A 21,464-nucleotide genomic window follows, 5' to 3' on the forward strand; every position below is an offset into this window, starting at 1 on the left:
TCGTAGATTCCTTTATACTAAGAATGGTTAGAAGGAGGAAATAAAATGTCAGTTTTAAAGCAATTTAATCTTACAAGAACATCTTTACTTACTTTTATAAGTGAATTGGATGAAGAGATAGTAGACCGTGAATCAAAATACTTTGATAATACGATTCGTTGGTATATAGGAAATACATTATTGATGAATGAGAAATTATTATTTGTCAGTAAAAATTCTTTTAAATTGTCAGATAAATATAAAGAACTTTTTAGTTCTGATAAAAAATCTGCAGATTGGGCTACTAAGGCACCATCTCTTAAGGAGTTGATGGAGCAGCTAGAGGACCAACAAAATAGAATTAATAATTTTGATGAACTTTTCTGGAAATCCAATGTGAAATTTAAAGTGCCTTATGGTCATATTGAAACACATGGAGACCTACTAATTATGCTTGCACATCGTGAAGCAGAAATGTTAGGGAAAGTAAAAGTAATGAAACAAGTTTATGATGTTAACTAAGTAACATGGAAAAACTCGCCTAAAATTAATTGGCGAGTTTTTTTACTAGTGATTTTCAATATAGTCTATTTAAAAGATATTCTCAATTCCACCAGCTGTTTAGTTAACTGTTGAAATAGAAACGTAGAAAACAGATGAGTTATAATTTAGAATTTAAATAGACCAATAAAAAATATGTAACGTGCCTAGGGACTAGATTAAAGAAAGGTTGAGGGGAATTGAATCAGGTTTTATACATAGAAGATGAGAAGGAAATTGGGGAATGGGTTAGCAAGGATTTAACTGATAGAGGTTATCAAGTCATCTGGTTGACATCGGGTGAAGATATCGATACGTATATTTCAAAATCTGATATAGTTATTTTAGATGTGATGCTTCCTGGGTTGGATGGATTTTCAATCGGTAGAAGAATAAAAAAAGAACACTCTGATTTACCAATTTTAATGCTTTCTGCTCGGACTTCAGTTGAGGATAAAATAGAAGGATTGGATTTTGCTGATGATTATTTAACCAAACCATTTCACCCTGAGGAGCTAGTTGCTCGCATAGAAGTATTATTAAGAAGGTTTCATAAACAAGATGAAAAGATTGAACTACAACATTTAATCATACATACGAAAGACGGTCGAGTAGTTAATCATGAATCAGATGTAGAAATTCTATTAACTGGTAAGCAATATCATTTATTTCAGTTCTTTATTAAACATCTTAATCAAATATTAACAAAAGAACAGATATATGAAGGTGTTTGGGGTGAACGATATATTGACGGGGATAAAACCTTGATGGTACATATTCGCTATTTGCGGGAAAAAATTGAAAAGAATCCAGCTAATCCAACAATTATTGAAACAATTCGTGGTATTGGTTATCGGGTGAAATTATGAACCGTTTTATGAAATCATTATTGGCAAAATACATGCTTATCATTATTGTTGCTATTTTAGTGGTTCAATTAGCCTATTTGCTAGTTGGATCCATAGCGATTTTTGGTTTTAATCTGCAAGATGATGAGGATGTAGATACTCAAGTTGTTGAAGATAATTGGCACAGGGATGCTAGTAATATGAAAAATATTACAGATGATAAAATAGAGAAACTTTTCAAGAACTGGAAGGAAAAGTATCCTGAGGCGGGCATGTTTTGGGTAAATGCGGAAGGGAAGCTAGTAGTGGAGATTGACGCAACAGAAGGGTTACCAGATGAATGGACACCTGTCTTTACTGCAAGTTTTATTAAAGAACGTTATAATGGGAATCCCTTTACCGTCATAGCTTTTGTTGGAGATAAAGAAAAGGATGGATTTATAGTTATTGAAATTCCTAGAAATACTTTTGATCCGCCGATACTAAAAGCATCTGAGCGGTTTGGATATTTAATTATAATTGGTGTTATTGCTTTTATACTTCTATTTATTATTGTTTCATTCTTATTTTTTAGAAGTATACAGAAGCGCTTATTAAAATTTCAGGATTCCATGGGGATTCGTGATGTTGATGGGTTACCAGTTGAAGTGGAAATTAAAAAAGAAGATGAGATTGGGGAACTGGAAAAATCATATAATCAAATGGTTGATGAGCTAAGAGAGAGTCGTAAACGCCAACAACAAGAAGAAAACCTTCGTAGGGAATTAATTGCAAATTTATCTCATGACCTTAGGACTCCTTTAACAAAAGTTCGTGCTCAATCCTATACCATTATGCAGGAAGAATTATCAGATCAAGGAAAACAGGCGGCTAAAGCAATCGAAACTTCTATTACTAACATTGACCGTTTGATTGAAAACTTAATGTCCTATACCTTATTAATGGCGAGCAAATATAAATATGATCCAAAAGAAATGGATATGTCACGCTTTGTCAGGGAGTCTGTGGCAACCTGGTATCCAGCTTTTGAGAAAGAGGAGTTTAAAATAGATGTTTCATTGGATTCATTAGGACAATGGATGATGGATCCGATATGGATGGAAAGAATATTGGATAATCTATTCCAAAATGTATTACGTCATGCGAAAAGTGGAAAATATATTAGTGTAAAAACGGAATCAAGGGAACAATACGATTCAATTATAATTACAGATCATGGACCAGGAATGAAACAGGAATCACATGAAAAAGGTGCGGGGATTGGGCTAACTATCGTCAATATGATGGTTAAAGGGATGAATCTAGATTGGAAAATAAAATCTAGTGAACAAGGAACATCCATACAAATTATTCGATTTAGATGAGGGAGTGTCCCTCAAGTAGGTTAACTATTGAAGCAGATGAGGTATTAAACCTCTATCTGCTTTATTTTTTTAAACAAAATTTAAACTAACCACTAACTTAGTTTTAACCTTGTTAACCTAATCTTAAGAGAGAGGTGATATGAAATGGAATATATTGTTGAAACGAATAAATTAACGAAAAGATTTGGAAAAGAATATGCAGTAGAAGCTTTGGACTTAAAAATTCCTAAAGGTGAGATTTATGGCTTTTTAGGACCAAATGGTGCAGGGAAAACAACGACAATTCGAATGTTGTTAGGATTAATGCGTCCAACATTAGGATCTATACAAATTTTTGGCAAGGATTTAACTAGAGAACGAATTGATATTTTGAAAAAAGTGGGCTCCTTAGTAGAAAATCCGTCTTACTATCCCCACCTAACAGCCTATGAAAATTTAGAAGCATTACGTAAGATTTACGGGGTTCCAAAAAAGCGGATAGATGAGGTGTTAAAAATTGTCCGTCTCTCTGATGTCAGAAATAAAAAAGTAAAAGGATTTTCCCTTGGTATGAAACAAAGATTAGGAATTGCTGCTTCCTTATTAAATAATCCAGAGTTATTGATTTTAGATGAACCAACAAATGGATTAGATCCATCAGGAATTATCGAAATTCGGAATTTAATAAAACGTTTAGCAACTGAAGAAGGTATGACAATTCTAATTTCTAGCCACTTACTTTCTGAAATTGATCAAATTGCTAATCATGTCGGAATAATTTCTAAAGGGAAGATGATTTTTCAGGATTCTATTGAGGTTATGCGTAGGCAGTCACAAAATAAAATTTTACTTAAAGTGAATGATTGTAAGATGGCATGGAATTTCCTCATATCGAATGGAATAGAAGCAGACTTTTCATTGGAGAGCATTTCCTTGTTGGATAGGAAAGATGAGAATGTAGCAATGGTAGTGCGTTTACTTGTAGAGAATGGTTTTTCTATCTATCGAGTTGAGGAAGAAAAACGAACACTTGAGGATACTTTCCTTCAAATGACGACAGAGGAGAGAGCAATATGATAGGTAAACTCATCCTGACTGACTTAATGAAGATAAGAAGAAAAGGCATTTGGTTTCTAGCTGTCTTAGGTCCGTTTGGCGTTGTTGCGTTACAGATGGTTAACTATGGATTACGCAAGGATTGGTTTATACAGCAAGACACTTATAGTTGGTTTTACTATATACGAAATGTAAATGCATTTACACCGTTTGCGCTTGTACTAGGAATAGTTATTTTGACTTCATTTATGGCAAGCATTGAAAATGAGACAAATTCATGGAAGCAAATTATTGCTTTACCAGTTTCAAAGTGGAGTGTTTATTTGTCTAAGTATACAACACTAACAATATTATTAGTATTTGCAACTTGTCTGTTAACTTTGTTTTCTGTATGCTTTGGCATTTTTCTAGGATTAGAAGGAGAGGTTCTCTTCTTGGATTTAATTAAATATAGCTTTTATACATTCCTTGCTTCGATGCCAATTCTTGGTTTACAGTTGTGGATTTCTATAATAAGTCAAAACCAAGGGATTCCAATTACGTTTGGGGTAATAGGGGTTATCCTGACCTACATGGCTTACTTTTTACCAGACTGGATGATTTGGAAATGGCCATCATTAGAAAATCAGTGGGATGAACCATTAATAAATGCATGTTTTGGATTAGCTGTTGGTTTAGCAATATATGTATTTGGAATGCTAGATTTTATAAGAAGGGACGTGAAGTAGATGTTTTCCTTATTGCAATCAGAATGGTTTAAATTAAGTAAATCAAATATCATCTATATTTTATTAGCGGGTCCTTTAGTAGGCTTGCTAATTGGTTTGACTGGAAATGAAAGTATTTTTCCAGATGAAGTAAACCAGTGGACTGGTGCTTTATTAATGATGAATTTAACTTATGCTTTATTATTTTTGCCATTAATAACTGGGGTTCTTGCTGCAACTATTTGTAGATATGAGCATCAAGCAGGAGGGTGGAAACAATTACTTTCCTTACCAGTAACACGAGGAAAGGTGTTTGTATCGAAGTATATGCTGCTGATGTTATTAATACTGGCTATTCAGGTGTTATATCTTGGTTCTTTATTGGTTGTTGGGCTAATTCATGGCTATACGGATGCCTTTCCTATGGAAATCGTTTGGAAGAGTATTATAGGAGGTTGGGTTGCAACTCTACCACTTGTCGCATTACAACTATGGATGTCTTTACTATTTAAAAGCTTTGCAGGATCCTTTGCGGTAAATGTTATCTTTACGCTACCTACAATTTTGGCCATTAACTCGGAGCGATTTGGACCATATTATCCTTGGGCACAGCCTGTATTTATGATGAATGTCGGTGGAGACACAAGTAGTACCTTTTTTATTCCATGGGAACAACTTTTAATGGTGGTTGGTGGAAGCTTTCTATTATTCTTTATTGGAGGATTCATATACTTCCAAAGAAAAGCTGTATAACGTTCAATAAATACTATGTGCCTACTTACACAGGGGGAGTTCGTCTAAGATGAAAAAGAAATGGAGAATAGGCTTAGTATTAAGGAAGATGTTAGTGTACATTGTTGTTGCCTTCTTAGTTTGGTTTGCTATTCATCACGTACTGTCATTTTATGAAAAGAAAAAATATCCACCGTTAGGTCAACTTGTCGAAGTGAATGGTAAAGAAATGCATGTATTTGTTAAAGGATCAGGGGACCATACGATTCTTTTGTGGAGTGGTTTAGGAACGCCTGCGCCGGTACTAGACTTTGAACCTCTTATAAATGAATTAGCAATGAATCATAGAGTAGTAGTAGTTGAGAACTTTGGGTATGGTTGGAGTGACTTAACGGATAAAAAACGTACGGTGGAAAATATTGTGGAAGAAACAATTGCAGCCTTAACAAAGTCAGGTATTGAGGGCCCATATATTCTGATGCCGCATTCCATTTCGGGAATATATAGTATGTATTTTGTGAATGAATATCCTAATGAAGTGGAAGCAGTTATTGGAATTGACACGACATTACCAAAAGCAACAGGGTATTTTGATGAAGTTGTTCCAACTATGCCAAGTTTATTTAGATTCGTGGCACCATCAGGAATTGCTAGATTGATGGTAGCTTTTAACCCAGAAAATGTCTTACCTATTGCAGAAGATGGAACATATTCTAAGGGGAATATAGGAATGACAAAAGCTATAACAGCATGGAAGGGCTACAATAAGAATATTATTGGTGAGGCAAATGAGATAACCAATAATATTGCCAAAACTGACAAAATGAAATTTCCACCTAAGCTTCCAACATTATTTTTTACAAGGCAAGAAGTCAAGGAAACAGAAGATGGTAGAACGAATGTAACGTTTTACGAAACACAGCTATCAGAAACTCCTTTCAGTAAAATTATTACATTTGAAGGGCATCATTACCTTCATTGGACAAGGTTCAATGAAATGGGGAAGTATGTGAACCAGTTTATTAAATCTATCGATAATAAATAAGGATGTTCACGTAATAGACAATTTAATAGTATTACCTATCATAAGAATTTGTTACGATAGGTTTATAGCTTATTGAATAATGTTAGGGAGGACGCCCATGGTAATTAAGCGTGAATTTCTTCGGTATGGTTTTCTATTCTTGTTACTGCTTGTACTATCTTCAAATTTAATTTTGTATTATACATCATTTGGAAATGGAATTATCCCTGCAAATTCCAATGGAGTAGTAATTGGATCCATTATCGACCTATCCATTATATCCCCGATTTTATTAATTGCATGGACACGAAAATGGAAGTTGAAATTTATTGTGATGGTACTTGCTGCAGGGCTTATTTTAACTAGATTCTTTATTCCCATGAAGTATTTATCCCCATTTGAGGTAATTACTTGGGTTGGATTTGGCGTTGAAGGACTACTAGTATTAGTAGAGCTATCACTAGTCTTTTCACTTATGATTTATTTACCTAGAATTATTCAATCGGTAAAGAAAAGTTCTTTGCCGGTATTATTTTCCTTCCACCTTGCGATAACAGAAAAGCTAAAAAATAAGCCAATTATACATATTGTTTGCTCAGAAATGTTAATGTTTTATTACGCATTTGCTACTTGGAAAACCCATGCTCCTAAAAATGAATTTACGTTTACATTACATCGAAAATCTAGTGCAATTGCCTTTCAAATAATGTTGATACATGCCATAATTTTCGAATCAATTGGTTTACACTGGTGGCTACACAGTGTGGCACCTATAGTCTCTATCATCTTTTTGATATTAAATATGTATGGTTTGATTTTATTAATCGGTGATATACAAGCACTGAGATTAAATCCAATGCTCGTTACGGATGAGAAGCTATATCTGTCTCTTGGTTTAATGAAGCGAATGGAAATCAGCTGGACTAATATTGAAAAGATAATTGATATACCAGAAGAGTTGGAAAAAAAGTCGACCAAAAAGACAATTGAATTTATAGCTAAAGATTTTGAAACTGTTAAACCAACTGTAATCCTTCAATTAAAGCAACCGACAAAGGCTGTATTACTGATGGGGGTAAAACGGGAATACAGCAGAGTTGCTATTCGAGTTGATGAGGTAGCTGATTTTATGAAGATATTAAAAGATAAAGTTAAAAGATAAAAAGTATTTAAAGGCTGGTACAATCCTTTAAAGAGTAATTTCTACCCAGCCTTGTGCTTGTAATAATAAATATTCCATAATTTATTTTACAAAGAGGTATATTTTATTTTTAATCCGTGTTATACTGTAATTAACTCATTGATGTTCGCGCTAGCAATACAAGATTTATGTAATAACTTTCTATTGGTTATCTTCGTCTTGAATTATTATCTTGAACTGAAATTAGTAATAATCGTGCTACAGTAAGCACATGGAGGTTTTTTTAATGAACAAAGGTTCAGTAAAATGGTTTAACGCAGAAAAAGGTTTTGGATTTATCGAAGTTGAAGGTGGAGACGATGTATTCGTACACTTCTCAGCAATTCAAGACGAAGGTTTCAAAACTTTAGAAGAAGGTCAACAAGTTTCTTTCGAAATCACTGAAGGTAACCGTGGACCACAAGCAGCAAACGTTACTAAATTATAATAACCAAAAATGCTCTTCTCCAATGTGAGGAGAGCATTTTTTATTATGCGTTAATATGTTGGTATACTTCGTTATATTCTTCAAAATCTAATACTTCAACTGCTTCTGACCAATGGAGTACCGTTCCGACAAAATCTCTGATGTCTAAATCATTCATTTCATAGGTATCGCCTATATTACAAGTTCCCGTTGCATTTTCGATAAAAGTAACTTTATATCCTCTGTCATAAGCAGATATTGCTGTAAACATACAACAAAACTCTGTATTGAAACCAGTAATAAAGAGTTGTTCTACACCAAGTTTATCTAATATACTACCAAGATTTGTTTTGAAAAAGGCACTTGGTGATTCTTTTTTCACTACAAGATCTGCATAGTCTTTTAATTTTGGATATAACTTCGAACCTTCAGCATCACAATGGAGTGAGCTTTCTTTCTGTCTGTCGAAATGTTGAACAAAGATAACAGGATTCTTTGCTTCCTTAAAATCTTTAATTATCTGTTCTATTATTTTCAGTTCTTCACTAAAATCCTTAAAATTAACAATTCCATTTTGGACATCGATTACAAGTAATGCTTTTTTCATATCCTATATCCTTTCTACTTTAACATTTGGTGAATAAAGGAAATTTGTATACATCGGATGATTCCTCCTCGCTTTTTAGACGACTACATATATTACATTCGGGATGAATCGACAAAATTCCTGCTAGATTATTAACAATAAGTTAATATAATTCACACTTTTGGTAAGGAAGTCTAGTAAATAAATGGTAAAATATAATTATTAATAATTTCATAATTCCTACTATATGGACTACATGACACATATTGCTAACCTCTAGTTTATAGCATTATTAATTTACATTAACGGATTATCCCAGTCGAATAAGAAAGGAAGGTTAAAAATGAGGACAAGTAATGAAATGCTTGAATTGATTATTGGTATTGCAAAGGATGATAGTCGAGTTAGAGCGGTATACATGAATGGTTCTCGGACAAATCCAAATGCACCAAAGGATATTTTCCAAGATTATGATATAGTTTATGTTGTGAGTGAGGTAAAGTCAATTGTATCTGAAGATAATTGGATTGATCGTTTTGGTAAGCTTCTAATGCTTCAAGAACCTGAGAAAAATATTAAAGCTTTAGGTGGAGAGATAGATTTAAATAAGAACTACGGATATTTGATGCTGTTTACAGATGGGAATCGATTGGATTTACATATACAAACGGAAGATTACATGCTAACTACATATAAAACGGATAGTTTAACTATACCATTATTAGATAAGGACAGTTGTTTACCAGCAATCCCTCCATCAAATGATAAAGATTATTGGACGAGGAATCCAACAAAAATTCAGTATTTTAGTGTTTGTAATGATTTTTGGTGGTGTATGCAAAATGTAGCCAAAGGTATTTGGCGTGAGGAACTTCCCTATGCGAAGCAGATGTTTGAATTAGTCATACGGCCAGGACTAGACCAAATGGTTTCTTGGTGGATTGGAATGCAGCATGATTTTCAAGTTTCGCCGGGAAAGATGGGGAAGTATTTTGAAAATTTTTTACCAAACAAATATTGGAGTATGTATCGACACACATATTCAGGTGACGATTATGAAAAAAATTGGGATGCTGTATTTATTGCTTGCGAGTTGTTTCGGTTGTTAGCACAAGATGTCGCACATAAATTAACCTTTGACTATATACAGGATGATGATCGAAACATGATGAATTATTTAAGAAGAGTAAGGGAACTATCGAAGGATGCTGAAGGGATATTTTGATAGTAATGGTGAATGGAGGTATGGTCGAAATGGAGCCAAATTGGCTAACATGGGCTAAAGAACTTCAATCTATTGCGCAAGCAGGATTGACGTATTCAAAAGATAAATTTGATATAGAGCGATTTGAGCAGATTAGAAATATTAGTTTAAAAATTTTGGCGAAACAAACGAGTATGGACAAAATGATAATCAAGGATTTATTTGCAAATGAAACTGGATATGCAACGCCGAAAGTAGATATTCGAGCAGTCGTTTTCCAAGAAGATAAAATATTAATGGTCCGAGAAAACATGGATAATAAATGGGCTTTACCTGGAGGTTGGGCGGACATTGGACTGTCGCCAGGCCAAGTCGCAGTGAAGGAAGTAAATGAAGAATCAGGTTTTAAGGTGAAGCCTATTAAATTATTAGCAGTGTTAGACAAAAAATATCATCCACACCCACCGTCTGCTTACCATGTATATAAAATGTTTATTCAATGTGAAATTGTAAGTGGTGAACCTCAAATCGGATTAGAAACTAATCAAGTAGATTTCTTTGCAGAAAATGAGTTACCAGAACTGTCAATTGCAAGAAATACAAAATCGCAACTAAGTATGTTATTTGATTACCTAAAAAACCCCGAAAAACCAGTTGCTTTTGATTAGTGGGAGTGTGCTGGAATGAGCTTCGACATTGACTTATGCAGCAGAATAATATACTAGTAATGCATAAATTGAGGTAAAATTACATTGTTCAACAATTAGTGCTACTTTACTTGAGAAATATTCGACAAGAAATGTTACAATGTTTAAAGTACACAAGGAAATTAGTCCTAACAATGTGGGGCTAATAGAAGGGAAATTAAAGCGTAACATGAGTAAATTCAAGGAAATTAAATCAACATTAGAAAAAACAGTAAAAATTGGAATTGTGAAATCCAATCTTATTCCTATGTTTGCTGGCTTAACTTTAGCTATGTTCACATATGATTATAACCTAACTGAGAAAATACCTGAAATGATTTATGCAACATTAGGGACTGCTTTAATTATTGCTGCTGCAGGTGCATTCAATAACATATACGATCGAGATATCGATATGATTATGGAAAGAACCAAAGTAAGACCGACAGTAACCGGTGATGTAAGTATCAAAATGACTTTGTGGCTTGCGATTATAATGACTGTTCTGGGTGTGGGAAGCTTAGCTTTATCAACTTGGTTAGCAGCATTATTAGGATTTTTAGGGTTATTTTTATACGTTGTTCCTTACACAATGTGGACCAAAAGAAGAACAATTTGGAATACGGAAATAGGGAGTCTATCTGGAGCAGTACCTCCATTAATTGGATGGGCGGCAATTTATCCGGATATTTCACATCCAGCACTTCTCGGTTTATTTGTTATTGCGATACTATGGCAAATGCCCCATTTTTATGCAATTGCAATTCGCAGGCACGATGATTATAAGGCAGCGAATGTTCCAATGCTTCCAGTTGTAAAAGGGATTAAGCGGACATATTATCAAACTAACGTTTATTTAATTATTATGATTTTGGCCAGTTTCTTGTTAGGCTCATTAAGTATCGGGCTAATGCTAGTTGGGTTACTTCTAGGGGGATTATGGCTAATAATTAGTATTGTTGCCTTTCGTCAAGAAGATTCAAAGAAATGGGCAAAGACATTATTTATATACTCCCTTTTATATATGACAGTAATGTTTTCTACTATCATTATCTATTCGCTAATGGGAATTATATTTAATTTATAATTTTTTTAAAAAAAGTTCACCTAGGTGGACTTTTTCTTTTTATATAAAGGTATTTTCTAATCGATTATTGTTAAATTCAAAACGGTTCATAGGAATCAGTTATCAATTCTATCTACCGTACAATTTCTATCCTACAGCAACATGTAAAGTATGGCTGGGAAAATAGTAATGTTTAGATGAATTTAATCTAAGACCTTTGGATTGAGTTTAATAAAATAAAGGCAGAAATGAAAAGAATAAAGTCAATATTGCATTTAAATTCAAATACATGTATGACTTTATTATTATTTTTATTTCATTATATGGGAAAGTTGTAATTTGGTGGTATAGAACTATATAGAAAATTCCCAGGTATTATGTAGAAATAAGGAGATTATTATACGATAAAATAAAACTATTTACTCATTAAGGTGAAAGCTCATCCTAGGAATAAATATTCATTTTGTAAATATTCTGAAAACAATTACAAAGTTCGACTGAATATGACAAACCCAATAGCTTATAGTTGATTACAGCAACTAGACTAGCATCTTAGAAACCAGACATGGTCTCAACTTTAAAGAAAGGAGGCAAGTGTGGTTTTTTAATTTATCAAAATTTTTTAGGGGAGGAATATTCTTGAAGAGAAGAAAACAGGCAAGAAGATTTAGTATCATTGCTACAATCTTGATGGTTTTCTCGTTATTTACACCAGCAATTGCAGGTGCGGAAGCAAATAGTTCATCAAAGAACACTTCACCACACACGTCACTAGTTGATTCTAAAGAAGTTGTAGAAGCAAAAGTAAGTAATAGTTTGATGAGTGCATTCGATAAAAATGAGAAGGTCACATTCTTAATTAAATTTAAAGAAAAAGCTGATCCGATGAAAATTGCAAAGGAATCACTTGCAAAAGCCCAAAGTGCTAATCTTTCAGCTTTTAACCAAGAATTAGTTCAGCGTTCAGCGGTAATCTCTGAACTAAAAGCAACAGCGATTGCTTCACAACAAAAAGTTAAAAACTTTTTAGAGGCAGAAGCTGAAAAAGGAAATGTAAAAGATATTAAAGAATTTTTCGTTGTAAACGGTATGGCTGTAACTGCTACTAAAGAAGTAGCCGAAAAAATTGCTACATTCCAAGAAGTAGAAAAAGTCCTACCAAACGAAAAGCGTCAATTATTTAAAGGCTTAGCGGTAGAAGAAACTCCAAAGGCGCAACCTCAAAATATCGAGTGGAGTGTAGAACGTGTTAATGCTCCGGCGGTTTGGGGACTAGGAATTGACGGTGCAGGTACTGTAGTAGCAAACATTGATACTGGTGTTGAATGGGAGCATTCAGCATTGAAAGAAAAGTATCGTGGATATAATGCTGCCACTGGTGAAGCTGACCATACTTATAGCTTCTTTGATCCAGTAAATGGACAAACTACGCCATATGATGTTGATGGTCATGGTACACATACAATGGGTACGATGGTTGGTAGTGAGTCAGATGGTTCTAATCAGGTTGGGGTGGCACCAGGAGCTAAGTGGATTGCTGTACAAGCGTTTACTGCTGATGGTGCTTATGATGCTGATTTATTAGCTGCTGCAGATTGGATTATGGCACCTGGTGGAGATGCTTCGAAAGCTCCAGATGTAGTTAACAACTCTTGGGGTGGCGGATCAGGTATTGACGAATGGTATCGCGATACTGTAATCGCTTGGCGTGCTGCACAAATTTTTCCAGTATTTGCTGCAGGAAATACAACATTGTTTAATCCTGGTGGACCTGGTTCAGTAGCAACTCCTGCGAACTATCCAGAATCATTTGCTGTCGGTGCAACTGATATTAATGACAATCTTGCTAACTTTTCATTAGAAGGTCCTTCTCCATATGATGAAATAAAGCCAGATGTATCTGCACCGGGTGTAGCGGTTCGCTCATCAGTTCCAGGTGGAGGCTATGCTAATTATAACGGAACTTCTATGGCAGCACCTGCAGTAGCTGGTGTCGTTGCACTATTACGTTCTGCAAACGGAAACATGTCAGTTGATGATATTGAACAACTATTGATGGATACTGCAGATTCAATGACAAACAGTGAATATCCAGAGAGTCCAAACAATGGTTATGGATACGGAATAGTGGATGCATTTGCTGCTGTATCTACAATTGCAGATGGTTTAGGTTCTGTTCAAGGTCAAGTGACAATGGATGGTGAAGATACAGAAGCACCTACATTTGAACATACTGTGCCATCAGAAACATATGCTGGTCTTGATTTAACATTAAGTGTTGATGTAAGTGATAACATTAGTGTCACTTCTGTACAACTTCAGTATGGTGATGAAACAGTAGATGCTGAGCGTGTATCTGGTAACTTTAAAGCTGGTGTTTATGAAGTTACAATACCAGGGGATTCCCTTGAGGTAGGTACTTTCACATACAACTGGGTCATCAATGACTTTGGTAATAACGAAGTAGTAAGTGATTCTCACAATGTTGAAGTTAAAGCTGGGATTACTAATGGTTACTTTGAAGACTTTGAAGTTAACCCATTAGGTTGGCAAAAGCTTGGCAATAACAATGTATGGGAGTGGGGAACACCTACTTCAGGACCAGGTGAAGCATATTCCGGTGAAAATCTCTATGCTACTGATCTAGATAGTCCGTATGTTGCTAATATGAGTAATCATCTAGTCATGCCACCAATTGATGTTCCAGCAGAAGGGGATTCCTTTATACAATTCAAGAGTTGGCATAACTTTGAAATCAGTTCTTCAGGTAGGGCTTGGGATTATGGTGAATTAGTTATTTCCAACGATATGGAAAACTGGACTACCCTTGAACAGTTTGTTGGCGCTTCGGAAGGATGGGCTAGCAAAGAATTTAATTTAGCTGATTATCAAGGTGAGCGCGTTTATATCGGTTTCTATACGTATTCCGATGGAAGCGTAAGTAGAGATGGATGGTATATTGATGATGTTGCGTTATCCGATACATCACTAAATCTAGAGAGCAATACTGCCGAAAAAGCTAATACGAAAAAAAGTGAACAAAATGAAAAGGCAAAAGAAACAGCACTAGACAAAAAGTCGGAATCTAAAGACGCTACAGTAAGTGCTGACAATCAATTAAATAGTCTACCACTTGATGCAACAGTTTCTGTACTTGAAAACGGACGCTCTGTTTCAACTAATCCACAAGATGGATCGTACTCGCTTATGCTCCCAGCTGGTGATTATACATTAGTAGCTGAAACTTATGGCTTTAGAGCGAAGGAACAAGCTGTAACTGTGAATCAAGATGAGGCTGCAACTGCAAACTTTGTACTTGAAGAATTACCAAAAGTTACCGTGTCTGGTACAATAACAAGTGATAAGTCAGGCAACCCTATTGCGGGAGCTACTCTTTTACTTGTTGAGGATGCTAACGTGGAACCTGTTCAGACAGATGAAAATGGAAACTTCTCCATTACTGCATATGAAGGAACATATACTATAAAAGTTCTTGCGACTGACTATTATGGTCAAGAGCTGGAAGTAACATTCGATGAAAACAAAACATTAGATATTGCTTTAGAACCATTCTTTACTATCCCAGGTGGAGAAATTGGATATGACGATGGTACGGCTGAAAATGCTCGTTCATTCTATGATGCAGGCAATGGATGGGCTGTTAAAATGTCACTTCCAGAAGGACAAGAACAAGCTATCGTAACAGATGGTGTATTCCAATTCCATGGTACAGATTGGCCAGTACCAGGTGGAACGCCGTTTGCTGTTGAAGTTTGGAGTGCTGGTGAAGATGGAATGCCAGCTGAAAAATTAGCTGGTCCAATTGAGGCAGATGCAATTCGTGATCTGAATCAGCAGACAGTTGTAGATTTAAGAGAGCATAACATCCAAGTAACTGGTGACTTCTATATGGTTTATATTCAGACAATTGCCAATCCGAATTCACCTGGATTAGCAACGGATGAAAGTAGTCCAAATGCCGGAAGAAGTTATCAATTAGTTGGTGGAGCTTGGTCTGCATCACCTGTTGCGGAAGGTAACTATATGATTCGTGCTCGTGTTGCATACGGTGTAGGTGACCCGGTCATTACATCACCAGCCAATGGGGAATTCACAAATGAGGCTTCAGTTACTGTTGAAGGTACTGCATCCAATTCTACTTCTCTAAGCCTATTAAACAACGGCTCAGAAGTTGGTACTGCAGACATCGATGAGACAGGAACATTCAGCCTTGATATCGAATTAACAGAAGGTGAAAACGAACTTCAAGCATTAACGATGGTTAATGGTGAGGAAGCAACGGAATCCGAAACGGTCACAGTTACATTAGATACAATTGCACCAGAGCTAAGTCTTTCTAATGTTGAAGACGGTGATCGAACCAATCGTGAAACATTGACAGTTAAAGGAACAGCAAATGACACAAATTTTGCTTCTTTAACTGTAAACGGTCAAGAGGCTTCAGTTGAAGATGGTCAATTCTCGAAACGTATATTACTTGATGAAGGTGAAAATACAGTAGAGGTGGTTGCAACTGATGCTGCTGGTAACACGACAACTAAAGTAGTAACAGTATTGGCAGACTTCACTGCTCCTGAAATCGAAAATGTGACACCAACAGAAGATAAAGATCTACAAGTAGGTCAGACTGTAATGATTACATTTGACAGTGAATCTGGTCTAGACGCTTCATTTGTTGTACACAGTCCTTTAACAAATATGAAGACTTCCAATGCCACTGAACTTCCTGTGGTTGAAACGAGTGAGGGTCATTATGTTGCATATTGGACAGTACCAGGTGGAATTAAAGGAAATGGAGCAGTTATTGAGGTCATTGCAGTTGACGACTTCGGTAATGAGACTCGAGCAAAAGCTGCAGGTAAACTAAACATTAACAATTAATCACCTTTAAGTGTTTAATTCAAGAAGGACACAGATAGCAATTTTGTTATCTGTGTCCTTTTCTTTAATGGAGTGAAAATATAATGATAAAGATTTTTTGTCGAAAGGTTTGAGACAGAAGTTATTGAAATTTCCCGAGGTAGTCACTATAATAAGTCTATCTTATTGTTTAGCTATTTTGAAGTACACGAGGTGCAAACCATGGAAGTTAATATCGGCCCGCGTATGGTGAAGACGGGTCTAGCAGTTGCTTTGACATTACTTATTACAGACATCCTTAATCTAGATTTAGAGATTGTAGCAGCAATTGCGGCAGTACTTGCTATGCAACCCTCTATTATGCGTTCCTACGCATATATTAAAGAGGTTGTTATTTCAAATAGTATTGGAATTGTTTTTGCTTTAGGTGGATTCTTCTTATTAGGAAGTCATCCATTATCTGTTGGGGCAGTTGTTATTATCTCGATTGCTATTAATATAAAGCTTGGGCTTAACAAGACTGTAAGTTTAACAGTTTTAACAATTATCACAATGATGCTTGGTGGCGATGATGGTATTAGTTATATTTACATTCTTGAACGGTTGTCACTTGTAACTATAGGTGTCCTGGCAGCGTTTGTTATTAATGCATTAGTAATGCCGCCGGACCATAAGAAAATCCTATTTAATATGATTAAAAAAGCTAATGATCAAACTAATTTCATATTGCGAGTTATTTCCAATAAAACAATGAATGTCCCGCAAATGAAAGCAGAGTATCAAGATGCAGAAAAAATGATAAATGATGCAAAGAATTATTATGAAATAATTTCCGATGAGCGAAATCGTTTATTTATTCGTAAGCGTCTTAGCTTTTTCCGAAATATTATTATTTACAAGCATATGATACTGGTTTTATGTAAGAAACTTACTTTAATTCATGAGTTAGAAAAGAACTTTAATGAGATTGAAACAATGCCAAGTAATAAGTCGCAATTAATAAAAAAACTCGTTCATGAGATAAACTCCTACAGTGAGAATATTTTGCTCTTATATGAAGATAAAATTATTTTAGATAAAGATTTACAAAAGGAAACGAAAGCTGCAATGCAAATAACAATTAATAATTTGATTGATGAACTGCAAGGAGCAGAATTTTCCAAATGGGCAATTGTATTCCCCATAGCAAATAGCATTATCGAGTTGTTTTTCGAGTTGAATAAATTAGAGCGGTTTGTAAGGCTAAAAGAAAGCAAGAATACTACAATTAAACGTAATCAGAGGCAGGATTAATGTAGCCTCTGATTTTTTATTTACAGATAAGAAACTATAAAAATTTGGCTTTGTTAAGTTCTTGTGTAGGAACAGCCACGTCTCACTCCGCACCCAGAGACTAGCGGACTTCCCTCACCTCATGACACGATAAGTCAACATCGACTCCTGAAAAAGGTAAAGGAAGGTCGACTAAAACCGGCCTTGAGGCCAACGTCGACATACCCCTATGAAGGGGCATGTTTCCTTTATCTCCTACGGCTCAGTCCAGTCCGTACGTCTCTAAACGGGCGCTTGCGCTTTTGTTCTTACATAGAATATATTTCGAATAGATAAGCGCTAATAGTAGCTAGCTCCAGTAATGCTTGGTTGGAGTCTTCAATTTTTATTGCTGCTGTAAGTCTTGAAATAGCCTCATTTATACCCTCATATTCTGACTCATCACCTAATAGTTGCAACCTCCAATCATATTTCTTATATAGGTCCTTCAATTCCTCCAATCGTAACTTTGCACCCTGCCAATCTTCCGTACTTATTACTTCTTCCAGGGACTGAACTTGGTCAAAAAAGTAATCCCCACCAATTGGCTCTGCGCAGCCTCCAATAAATAGTACAGTTAGCAGAACACCGGTAATTGTTTTTTTATACATAAGCTCCCTCCAAATTTGCATGTTATTTCTAGAATGTCCAATACTATAAAATGCTTACATATTTTTACTGAGACTATTGGAAAGTATAATGTAATTTACAGCTGTAAGTGTGTGAATTGGCATTTTGTCTAACAATCAAGGAAATACATAGATACCAAAAAAAGTTTGGAGGATGGCATATGCCTGAATATTTACTTACAATAACTCGTTCATTCATTGCCTTTTTTTTATTGTTAGTATTAGCTCGTATTATGGGGAAAAAACAAATCTCTCAATTAACATTTTTTGATTATTGTGTTGGGATTACCATTGGGTCAATTGCAGCAAGTATGGCTGTTGATCAAAATATTAAAATTTCAAATGGCATAATTTCTTTAATTGTATGGGGAGTTATACCACTACTATTAGGTTTTATGGGGCTCAAATGGAAGTGGTTTCATCAGCTTACGGATGGAAAAGCAGATGTTCTAATTGAAAATGGAAAAATATATGAGAAAAATTTACGAAAGAATCAGCTTGCCATTGAAGAATTAATGCTACTCTTAAGAGAGAAAGATGTTTTCAATATAGAAGATGTCGAGATGGCAGTGATGGAAACGAATGGACAGTTAAGTATACTGTTGAAATCGGAGAAACAACCAGTTACACCGCAAATTCTTGGAACAAAGGTAGAAGCGGATCATGGACCTACCATTGTTATTTCTGATGGAAGGATTATGAAAAATAGTTTGAACAGACTTGGATATACACATGAATGGCTTTTAGGAGAAGTTCAAAAACAAGGAGCCTCAGATATTGATGATGTATTTTTAGCACAAATTGATTCTAAAGGTAATGTGTATGCTGACTTATATATAGATAATTTGAAACAAGAGGTTGTAAAACAACGCCCGTTAATTGCTTCAACATTAAAAAAACTACAGGCAGATTTTGAGAGCTTTGCTTTGCAAACCAACAATCCAAAAGCCAAAGAAATGTATTCACAACAAGCAAAAAATCTACAATCCGTATTAGATGATATGTCACCATACTTAAAATAGGCCCGAAGTTTTGAATCAGAATTTATTTAATTTTGCTAGAGGAGTGAAATAAAATGAGAAAATGGGTAGTTTCTATTCTTTCCGTGATAATTGTATTGATATATAACATAAATACTTTTGCATTTGAGGAAATAAAAACCAAATATTTTGGTGTTGGGGCTACAGTTGAAGAAATTGAACAGGCAACATTTATTGTTAAGACAAAAGGAGAAGACACGGGGGAAGGATTTGTTTTTACACCTGAAGAAGAAATAAACTCAGGTGAAAAAGTAACTTTTCAAGTTAGTTTAGAAGGGAATGGAACGGTATTTATTAAGTTAGTTGAAACGGATGCAAATGGAAAATATATTAATGAACATAGTTCCCCAATGATACTATTAACGAGTGATTGGAAAAAGTATCATATTTCTGCTCCATTAAACAAAGCAACCAATCAAGTTGATGTTTTAGTTATTACGGATGGGATTCAACGAACAGAATTTCAGTTCCGGGACGCAAATGTTGTTAAATAATTGATCGAGCTGCCAATATTTCTTTAAATGGCAGTTTGATTTTTTATGTTAGTTAGCCTACAATACTTTCTTCATATTAGATAAACTACTTCTTGAAGTGTGCGACCTAATGCAAGAGTAAGGAAGTATTCGTCTATTGCAAGCTGGATAAAATTTAATCCTGTGTCTTATATGGTAACCAGAGATAGGAAACCTCCTCTAGAATAAGAAAATTTTCCTATATATTACCTACTTTTTCCAATACTATGCTATTATTTTACTATATTGGTAGAAAATCGGGGTGGAAGTGTGGAAGTTTTTGTTGCAAGACAACCTATTTTAACGAAAAGACAGGAAGTTTATGCCTATGAATTACTTTATCGAAGAAATAAACAGGATAATCTATACACTAGTGTCGATAGTAATCAAGCCACCTCGGAAGTAATAAATAGTTTTTTGCAAATAGGAATGGAAGAACTTTCGGAAGGCAAGCCATGTTTTGTTAATTTTACAGAAACATTATTAGAAAATACAATTCCTACCTTTTTGCGACCAGAGTTAATGGTAATTGAAATTTTGGAAACAGTTAGACCAACAGAAAAAGTCTTAGAAAACTGTAGGAAATTAAAAGCGCAAGGATATAAAATCGCACTAGATGACTTTGAGCTAATAGAAGATAATGAAAACTTTAGTAAACTTATTACACTTGCTGATTTTATTAAGATTGATGTTCAACAAACAAGCCGAGCTAAACAATTATGGATAATGAATAAATTACAAAATAAAAATATTATCTTTTTAGCGGAAAAAGTGGAGACAAGAGAAGAATTTGAGCAGTGTCTGAAAGATGGATATTCCTTATTTCAAGGGTACTTTTTTAGTAAACCAGTTATACTTTCTACAAATGACGTCCCGGTTTTTAATCATAATTTGTATATTATTACGTCAGAACTTTCGAAAGAAGAACCGGATATTGATAGAATTAGTGGGATTATTGAATCAGATATTTCTTTATCTTATAAGTTGTTGCGGTTACTAAATTCACCGGCTATTGGACTAGTATATAAGATTAAATCAATTAAACAGGCTATTGTTTTGTTAGGCTTAATTGAATTAAGAAAATGGGTGTACGTACTTTCATTTCGTGAACATCTTGAAAAGTCAGATCCAACAATTGATGAAGTAATTAAGCTTTGTTTAACTAGGGCGAAAGCATGTGAATTGATTTCTTTACATATTGGAAGAAGACAAGCGAGTTCAAGTTTATTTTTAACGGGATTATTTTCGCTTATAGAACCAATATTTAAGAAACCGTTAACTGAAATCTTACTAGATCTACCACTAGATCAGGAGATCAAAGCTACGTTACTAGGAAAAGAAACGTCTTTAACACCAGTCATCAACTTAGTTTGTTCTGCAGAAAAGGGAGATTGGGGAAAGATGGAGCAATTAGTGAATGAACTTGGATTAAATGCTGAAAAATATAATGAGCTATATAAAAAGTCATTGAAATGGGGAAGAGAGGTTATAAGTGGAACAAAAATACTATAGTTTTATCGCTAAAACTTTGTCACTGAAGACAAAGTTTTTTAGTTCGTAGTCAAGAAAGTTTTTTCCCTGTAATGCTAAAATTGAATTACAATTTCTTCCTAAGAAATGATATAACCGCCTATCTTTAATAGGAGAGGCTGGGCTGTGGTTACGAATCATATCGTAGTTTATTACGAATGCTCGGTTCAAAAAACATTAGCC

The 21,464-nt window shown here is 34.8% G+C and carries 19 protein-coding genes; 17 read left to right on the forward strand and 2 right to left on the reverse strand.

From position 1 onward, the window contains the following. Positions 1-45: 45 nt before the first annotated feature. From K332_RS0101695 to K332_RS0101735, 9 genes are all read left to right on the forward strand, one after another. The gene (locus K332_RS0101695) at positions 46-501 is read left to right on the forward strand and encodes a DinB family protein (protein ID WP_026905864.1); all 456 of its coding nucleotides are present in this window, start codon (positions 46-48) and stop codon (positions 499-501) included. A 218-nt stretch (positions 502-719) separates the two neighbouring features. Next, positions 720-1,388, forward strand: a complete 669-nt coding sequence (locus K332_RS0101700; protein WP_026905865.1) for a response regulator transcription factor — start codon at positions 720-722, stop codon at positions 1,386-1,388. Further along, positions 1,385-2,731, forward strand: coding sequence for a HAMP domain-containing sensor histidine kinase (locus tag K332_RS0101705; protein WP_026905866.1), 1,347 nt, complete (start codon positions 1,385-1,387; stop codon positions 2,729-2,731). Before K332_RS0101700 ends, K332_RS0101705 begins: the two co-directional genes overlap by 4 nt. 144 nt (positions 2,732-2,875) lie before the next feature. Then, complete coding sequence (locus K332_RS0101710) at positions 2,876-3,787, forward strand: ABC transporter ATP-binding protein (protein ID WP_026905867.1); 912 nt, start codon at positions 2,876-2,878, stop codon at positions 3,785-3,787. After that, positions 3,784-4,494 (forward strand): ABC transporter permease, encoded by a 711-nt coding sequence (locus K332_RS0101715; protein WP_026905868.1) that lies wholly within the window; start codon positions 3,784-3,786, stop codon positions 4,492-4,494. The genes K332_RS0101710 and K332_RS0101715 overlap by 4 nt, the downstream gene beginning before the upstream one ends. Beyond that, positions 4,495-5,226, forward strand: a complete 732-nt coding sequence (locus K332_RS0101720) for an ABC transporter permease (RefSeq protein ID WP_026905869.1) — start codon at positions 4,495-4,497, stop codon at positions 5,224-5,226. A gap of 49 nt (positions 5,227-5,275) precedes the next feature. Then, positions 5,276-6,250: an alpha/beta fold hydrolase gene (locus K332_RS0101725; protein WP_245604617.1), complete on the forward strand. Its 975-nt coding sequence runs from the start codon at positions 5,276-5,278 to the stop codon at positions 6,248-6,250. A gap of 97 nt (positions 6,251-6,347) precedes the next feature. Continuing rightward, the gene (locus tag K332_RS0101730; protein ID WP_026905871.1) at positions 6,348-7,391 is read left to right on the forward strand and encodes a hypothetical protein; all 1,044 of its coding nucleotides are present in this window, start codon (positions 6,348-6,350) and stop codon (positions 7,389-7,391) included. Between the two features lie 265 nt (positions 7,392-7,656). Continuing rightward, positions 7,657-7,857 carry a cold-shock protein gene (locus K332_RS0101735; protein ID WP_026905872.1) on the forward strand — a complete coding sequence of 67 codons (201 nt, stop codon included), beginning with the start codon at positions 7,657-7,659 and terminating at the stop codon, positions 7,855-7,857. 43 nt (positions 7,858-7,900) lie between these two features. Here the strand turns inward: K332_RS0101735 and K332_RS0101740 are convergent, their stop codons facing one another. Then, on the reverse strand, positions 7,901-8,443 hold the full coding sequence (locus K332_RS0101740) for a cysteine hydrolase family protein (RefSeq protein ID WP_026905873.1): 543 nt from the start codon (positions 8,441-8,443) through the stop codon (positions 7,901-7,903). 322 nt (positions 8,444-8,765) lie between these two features. Here K332_RS0101740 and K332_RS0101745 point away from each other — a divergent pair, with 322 nt between their 5' ends. The 5 genes from K332_RS0101745 to K332_RS0101765 all read left to right on the forward strand — a co-directional run bounded on the left by K332_RS0101745 (position 8,766) and on the right by K332_RS0101765 (position 17,552). Beyond that, entirely contained in the window at positions 8,766-9,647 is an 882-nt protein-coding gene (locus tag K332_RS0101745; RefSeq protein WP_026905874.1) for an aminoglycoside 6-adenylyltransferase, read from the forward strand. Positions 9,648-9,676: 29 nt separating this feature from the next. Further along, positions 9,677-10,294 (forward strand): NUDIX hydrolase, encoded by a 618-nt coding sequence (locus tag K332_RS0101750; RefSeq protein ID WP_026905875.1) that lies wholly within the window; start codon positions 9,677-9,679, stop codon positions 10,292-10,294. A gap of 208 nt (positions 10,295-10,502) precedes the next feature. Beyond that, positions 10,503-11,399, forward strand: a complete 897-nt coding sequence (cyoE, locus tag K332_RS0101755) for a heme o synthase (protein ID WP_026905876.1) — start codon at positions 10,503-10,505, stop codon at positions 11,397-11,399. A gap of 669 nt (positions 11,400-12,068) precedes the next feature. Further along, a complete protein-coding gene (locus K332_RS0101760) occupies positions 12,069-16,280 on the forward strand; it encodes a S8 family serine peptidase (RefSeq protein WP_051359330.1) in 4,212 nt (1,403 codons plus the stop codon). A 201-nt stretch (positions 16,281-16,481) separates the two neighbouring features. Continuing rightward, entirely contained in the window at positions 16,482-17,552 is a 1,071-nt protein-coding gene (locus tag K332_RS0101765) for an FUSC family protein (protein WP_026905878.1), read from the forward strand. 287 nt (positions 17,553-17,839) lie between these two features. Here the strand turns inward: K332_RS0101765 and K332_RS0101770 are convergent, their stop codons facing one another. Then, on the reverse strand, positions 17,840-18,181 hold the full coding sequence (locus K332_RS0101770; RefSeq protein ID WP_026905879.1) for a DUF4363 family protein: 342 nt from the start codon (positions 18,179-18,181) through the stop codon (positions 17,840-17,842). Between the two features lie 179 nt (positions 18,182-18,360). On the opposite strand from K332_RS0101770, the gene K332_RS0101775 reads away from it, so the two are divergent. From K332_RS0101775 to K332_RS0101785, 3 genes are all read left to right on the forward strand, one after another. After that, positions 18,361-19,221, forward strand: a complete 861-nt coding sequence (locus tag K332_RS0101775) for a DUF421 domain-containing protein (protein WP_026905880.1) — start codon at positions 18,361-18,363, stop codon at positions 19,219-19,221. A gap of 53 nt (positions 19,222-19,274) precedes the next feature. Next, positions 19,275-19,733 carry a hypothetical protein gene (locus K332_RS0101780; protein ID WP_026905881.1) on the forward strand — a complete coding sequence of 153 codons (459 nt, stop codon included), beginning with the start codon at positions 19,275-19,277 and terminating at the stop codon, positions 19,731-19,733. A 288-nt stretch (positions 19,734-20,021) separates the two neighbouring features. Then, complete coding sequence (locus K332_RS0101785) at positions 20,022-21,263, forward strand: EAL and HDOD domain-containing protein (RefSeq protein WP_026905882.1); 1,242 nt, start codon at positions 20,022-20,024, stop codon at positions 21,261-21,263. Positions 21,264-21,464 lie beyond the last annotated feature (201 nt).

The organism is Paucisalibacillus globulus DSM 18846, assembly GCF_000482485.1.
Classification (GTDB): domain Bacteria; phylum Bacillota; class Bacilli; order Bacillales; family Amphibacillaceae; genus Ornithinibacillus; species Ornithinibacillus globulus.

Bases quoted from the DNA above. Each gene is read 5' to 3' on its own strand.
- K332_RS0101760 (WP_051359330.1), top strand. From the start codon at position 12,069: ATGGTTTTCTCGTTATTTACACCAGCAATTGCAGGTGCGGAAGCAAAT.
- K332_RS0101750 (WP_026905875.1), top strand. From the start codon at position 9,677: ATGGAGCCAAATTGGCTAACATGGGCTAAAGAACTTCAATCTATTGCG.
- K332_RS0101710 (WP_026905867.1), top strand. From the start codon at position 2,876: ATGGAATATATTGTTGAAACGAATAAATTAACGAAAAGATTTGGAAAA.
- K332_RS0101770 (WP_026905879.1), bottom strand. From the start codon at position 18,181: ATGTATAAAAAAACAATTACCGGTGTTCTGCTAACTGTACTATTTATT.
- K332_RS0101725 (WP_245604617.1), top strand. From the start codon at position 5,276: ATGAAAAAGAAATGGAGAATAGGCTTAGTATTAAGGAAGATGTTAGTG.
- K332_RS0101715 (WP_026905868.1), top strand. From the start codon at position 3,784: ATGATAGGTAAACTCATCCTGACTGACTTAATGAAGATAAGAAGAAAA.
- K332_RS0101775 (WP_026905880.1), top strand. From the start codon at position 18,361: ATGCCTGAATATTTACTTACAATAACTCGTTCATTCATTGCCTTTTTT.
- K332_RS0101745 (WP_026905874.1), top strand. From the start codon at position 8,766: ATGAGGACAAGTAATGAAATGCTTGAATTGATTATTGGTATTGCAAAG.
- K332_RS0101765 (WP_026905878.1), top strand. From the start codon at position 16,482: ATGGAAGTTAATATCGGCCCGCGTATGGTGAAGACGGGTCTAGCAGTT.
- K332_RS0101695 (WP_026905864.1), top strand. From the start codon at position 46: ATGTCAGTTTTAAAGCAATTTAATCTTACAAGAACATCTTTACTTACT.
- K332_RS0101720 (WP_026905869.1), top strand. From the start codon at position 4,495: ATGTTTTCCTTATTGCAATCAGAATGGTTTAAATTAAGTAAATCAAAT.
- K332_RS0101740 (WP_026905873.1), bottom strand. From the start codon at position 8,443: ATGAAAAAAGCATTACTTGTAATCGATGTCCAAAATGGAATTGTTAAT.
- K332_RS0101730 (WP_026905871.1), top strand. From the start codon at position 6,348: ATGGTAATTAAGCGTGAATTTCTTCGGTATGGTTTTCTATTCTTGTTA.
- K332_RS0101735 (WP_026905872.1), top strand. From the start codon at position 7,657: ATGAACAAAGGTTCAGTAAAATGGTTTAACGCAGAAAAAGGTTTTGGA.
- K332_RS0101705 (WP_026905866.1), top strand. From the start codon at position 1,385: ATGAACCGTTTTATGAAATCATTATTGGCAAAATACATGCTTATCATT.
- K332_RS0101780 (WP_026905881.1), top strand. From the start codon at position 19,275: ATGAGAAAATGGGTAGTTTCTATTCTTTCCGTGATAATTGTATTGATA.
- cyoE (WP_026905876.1), top strand. From the start codon at position 10,503: ATGAGTAAATTCAAGGAAATTAAATCAACATTAGAAAAAACAGTAAAA.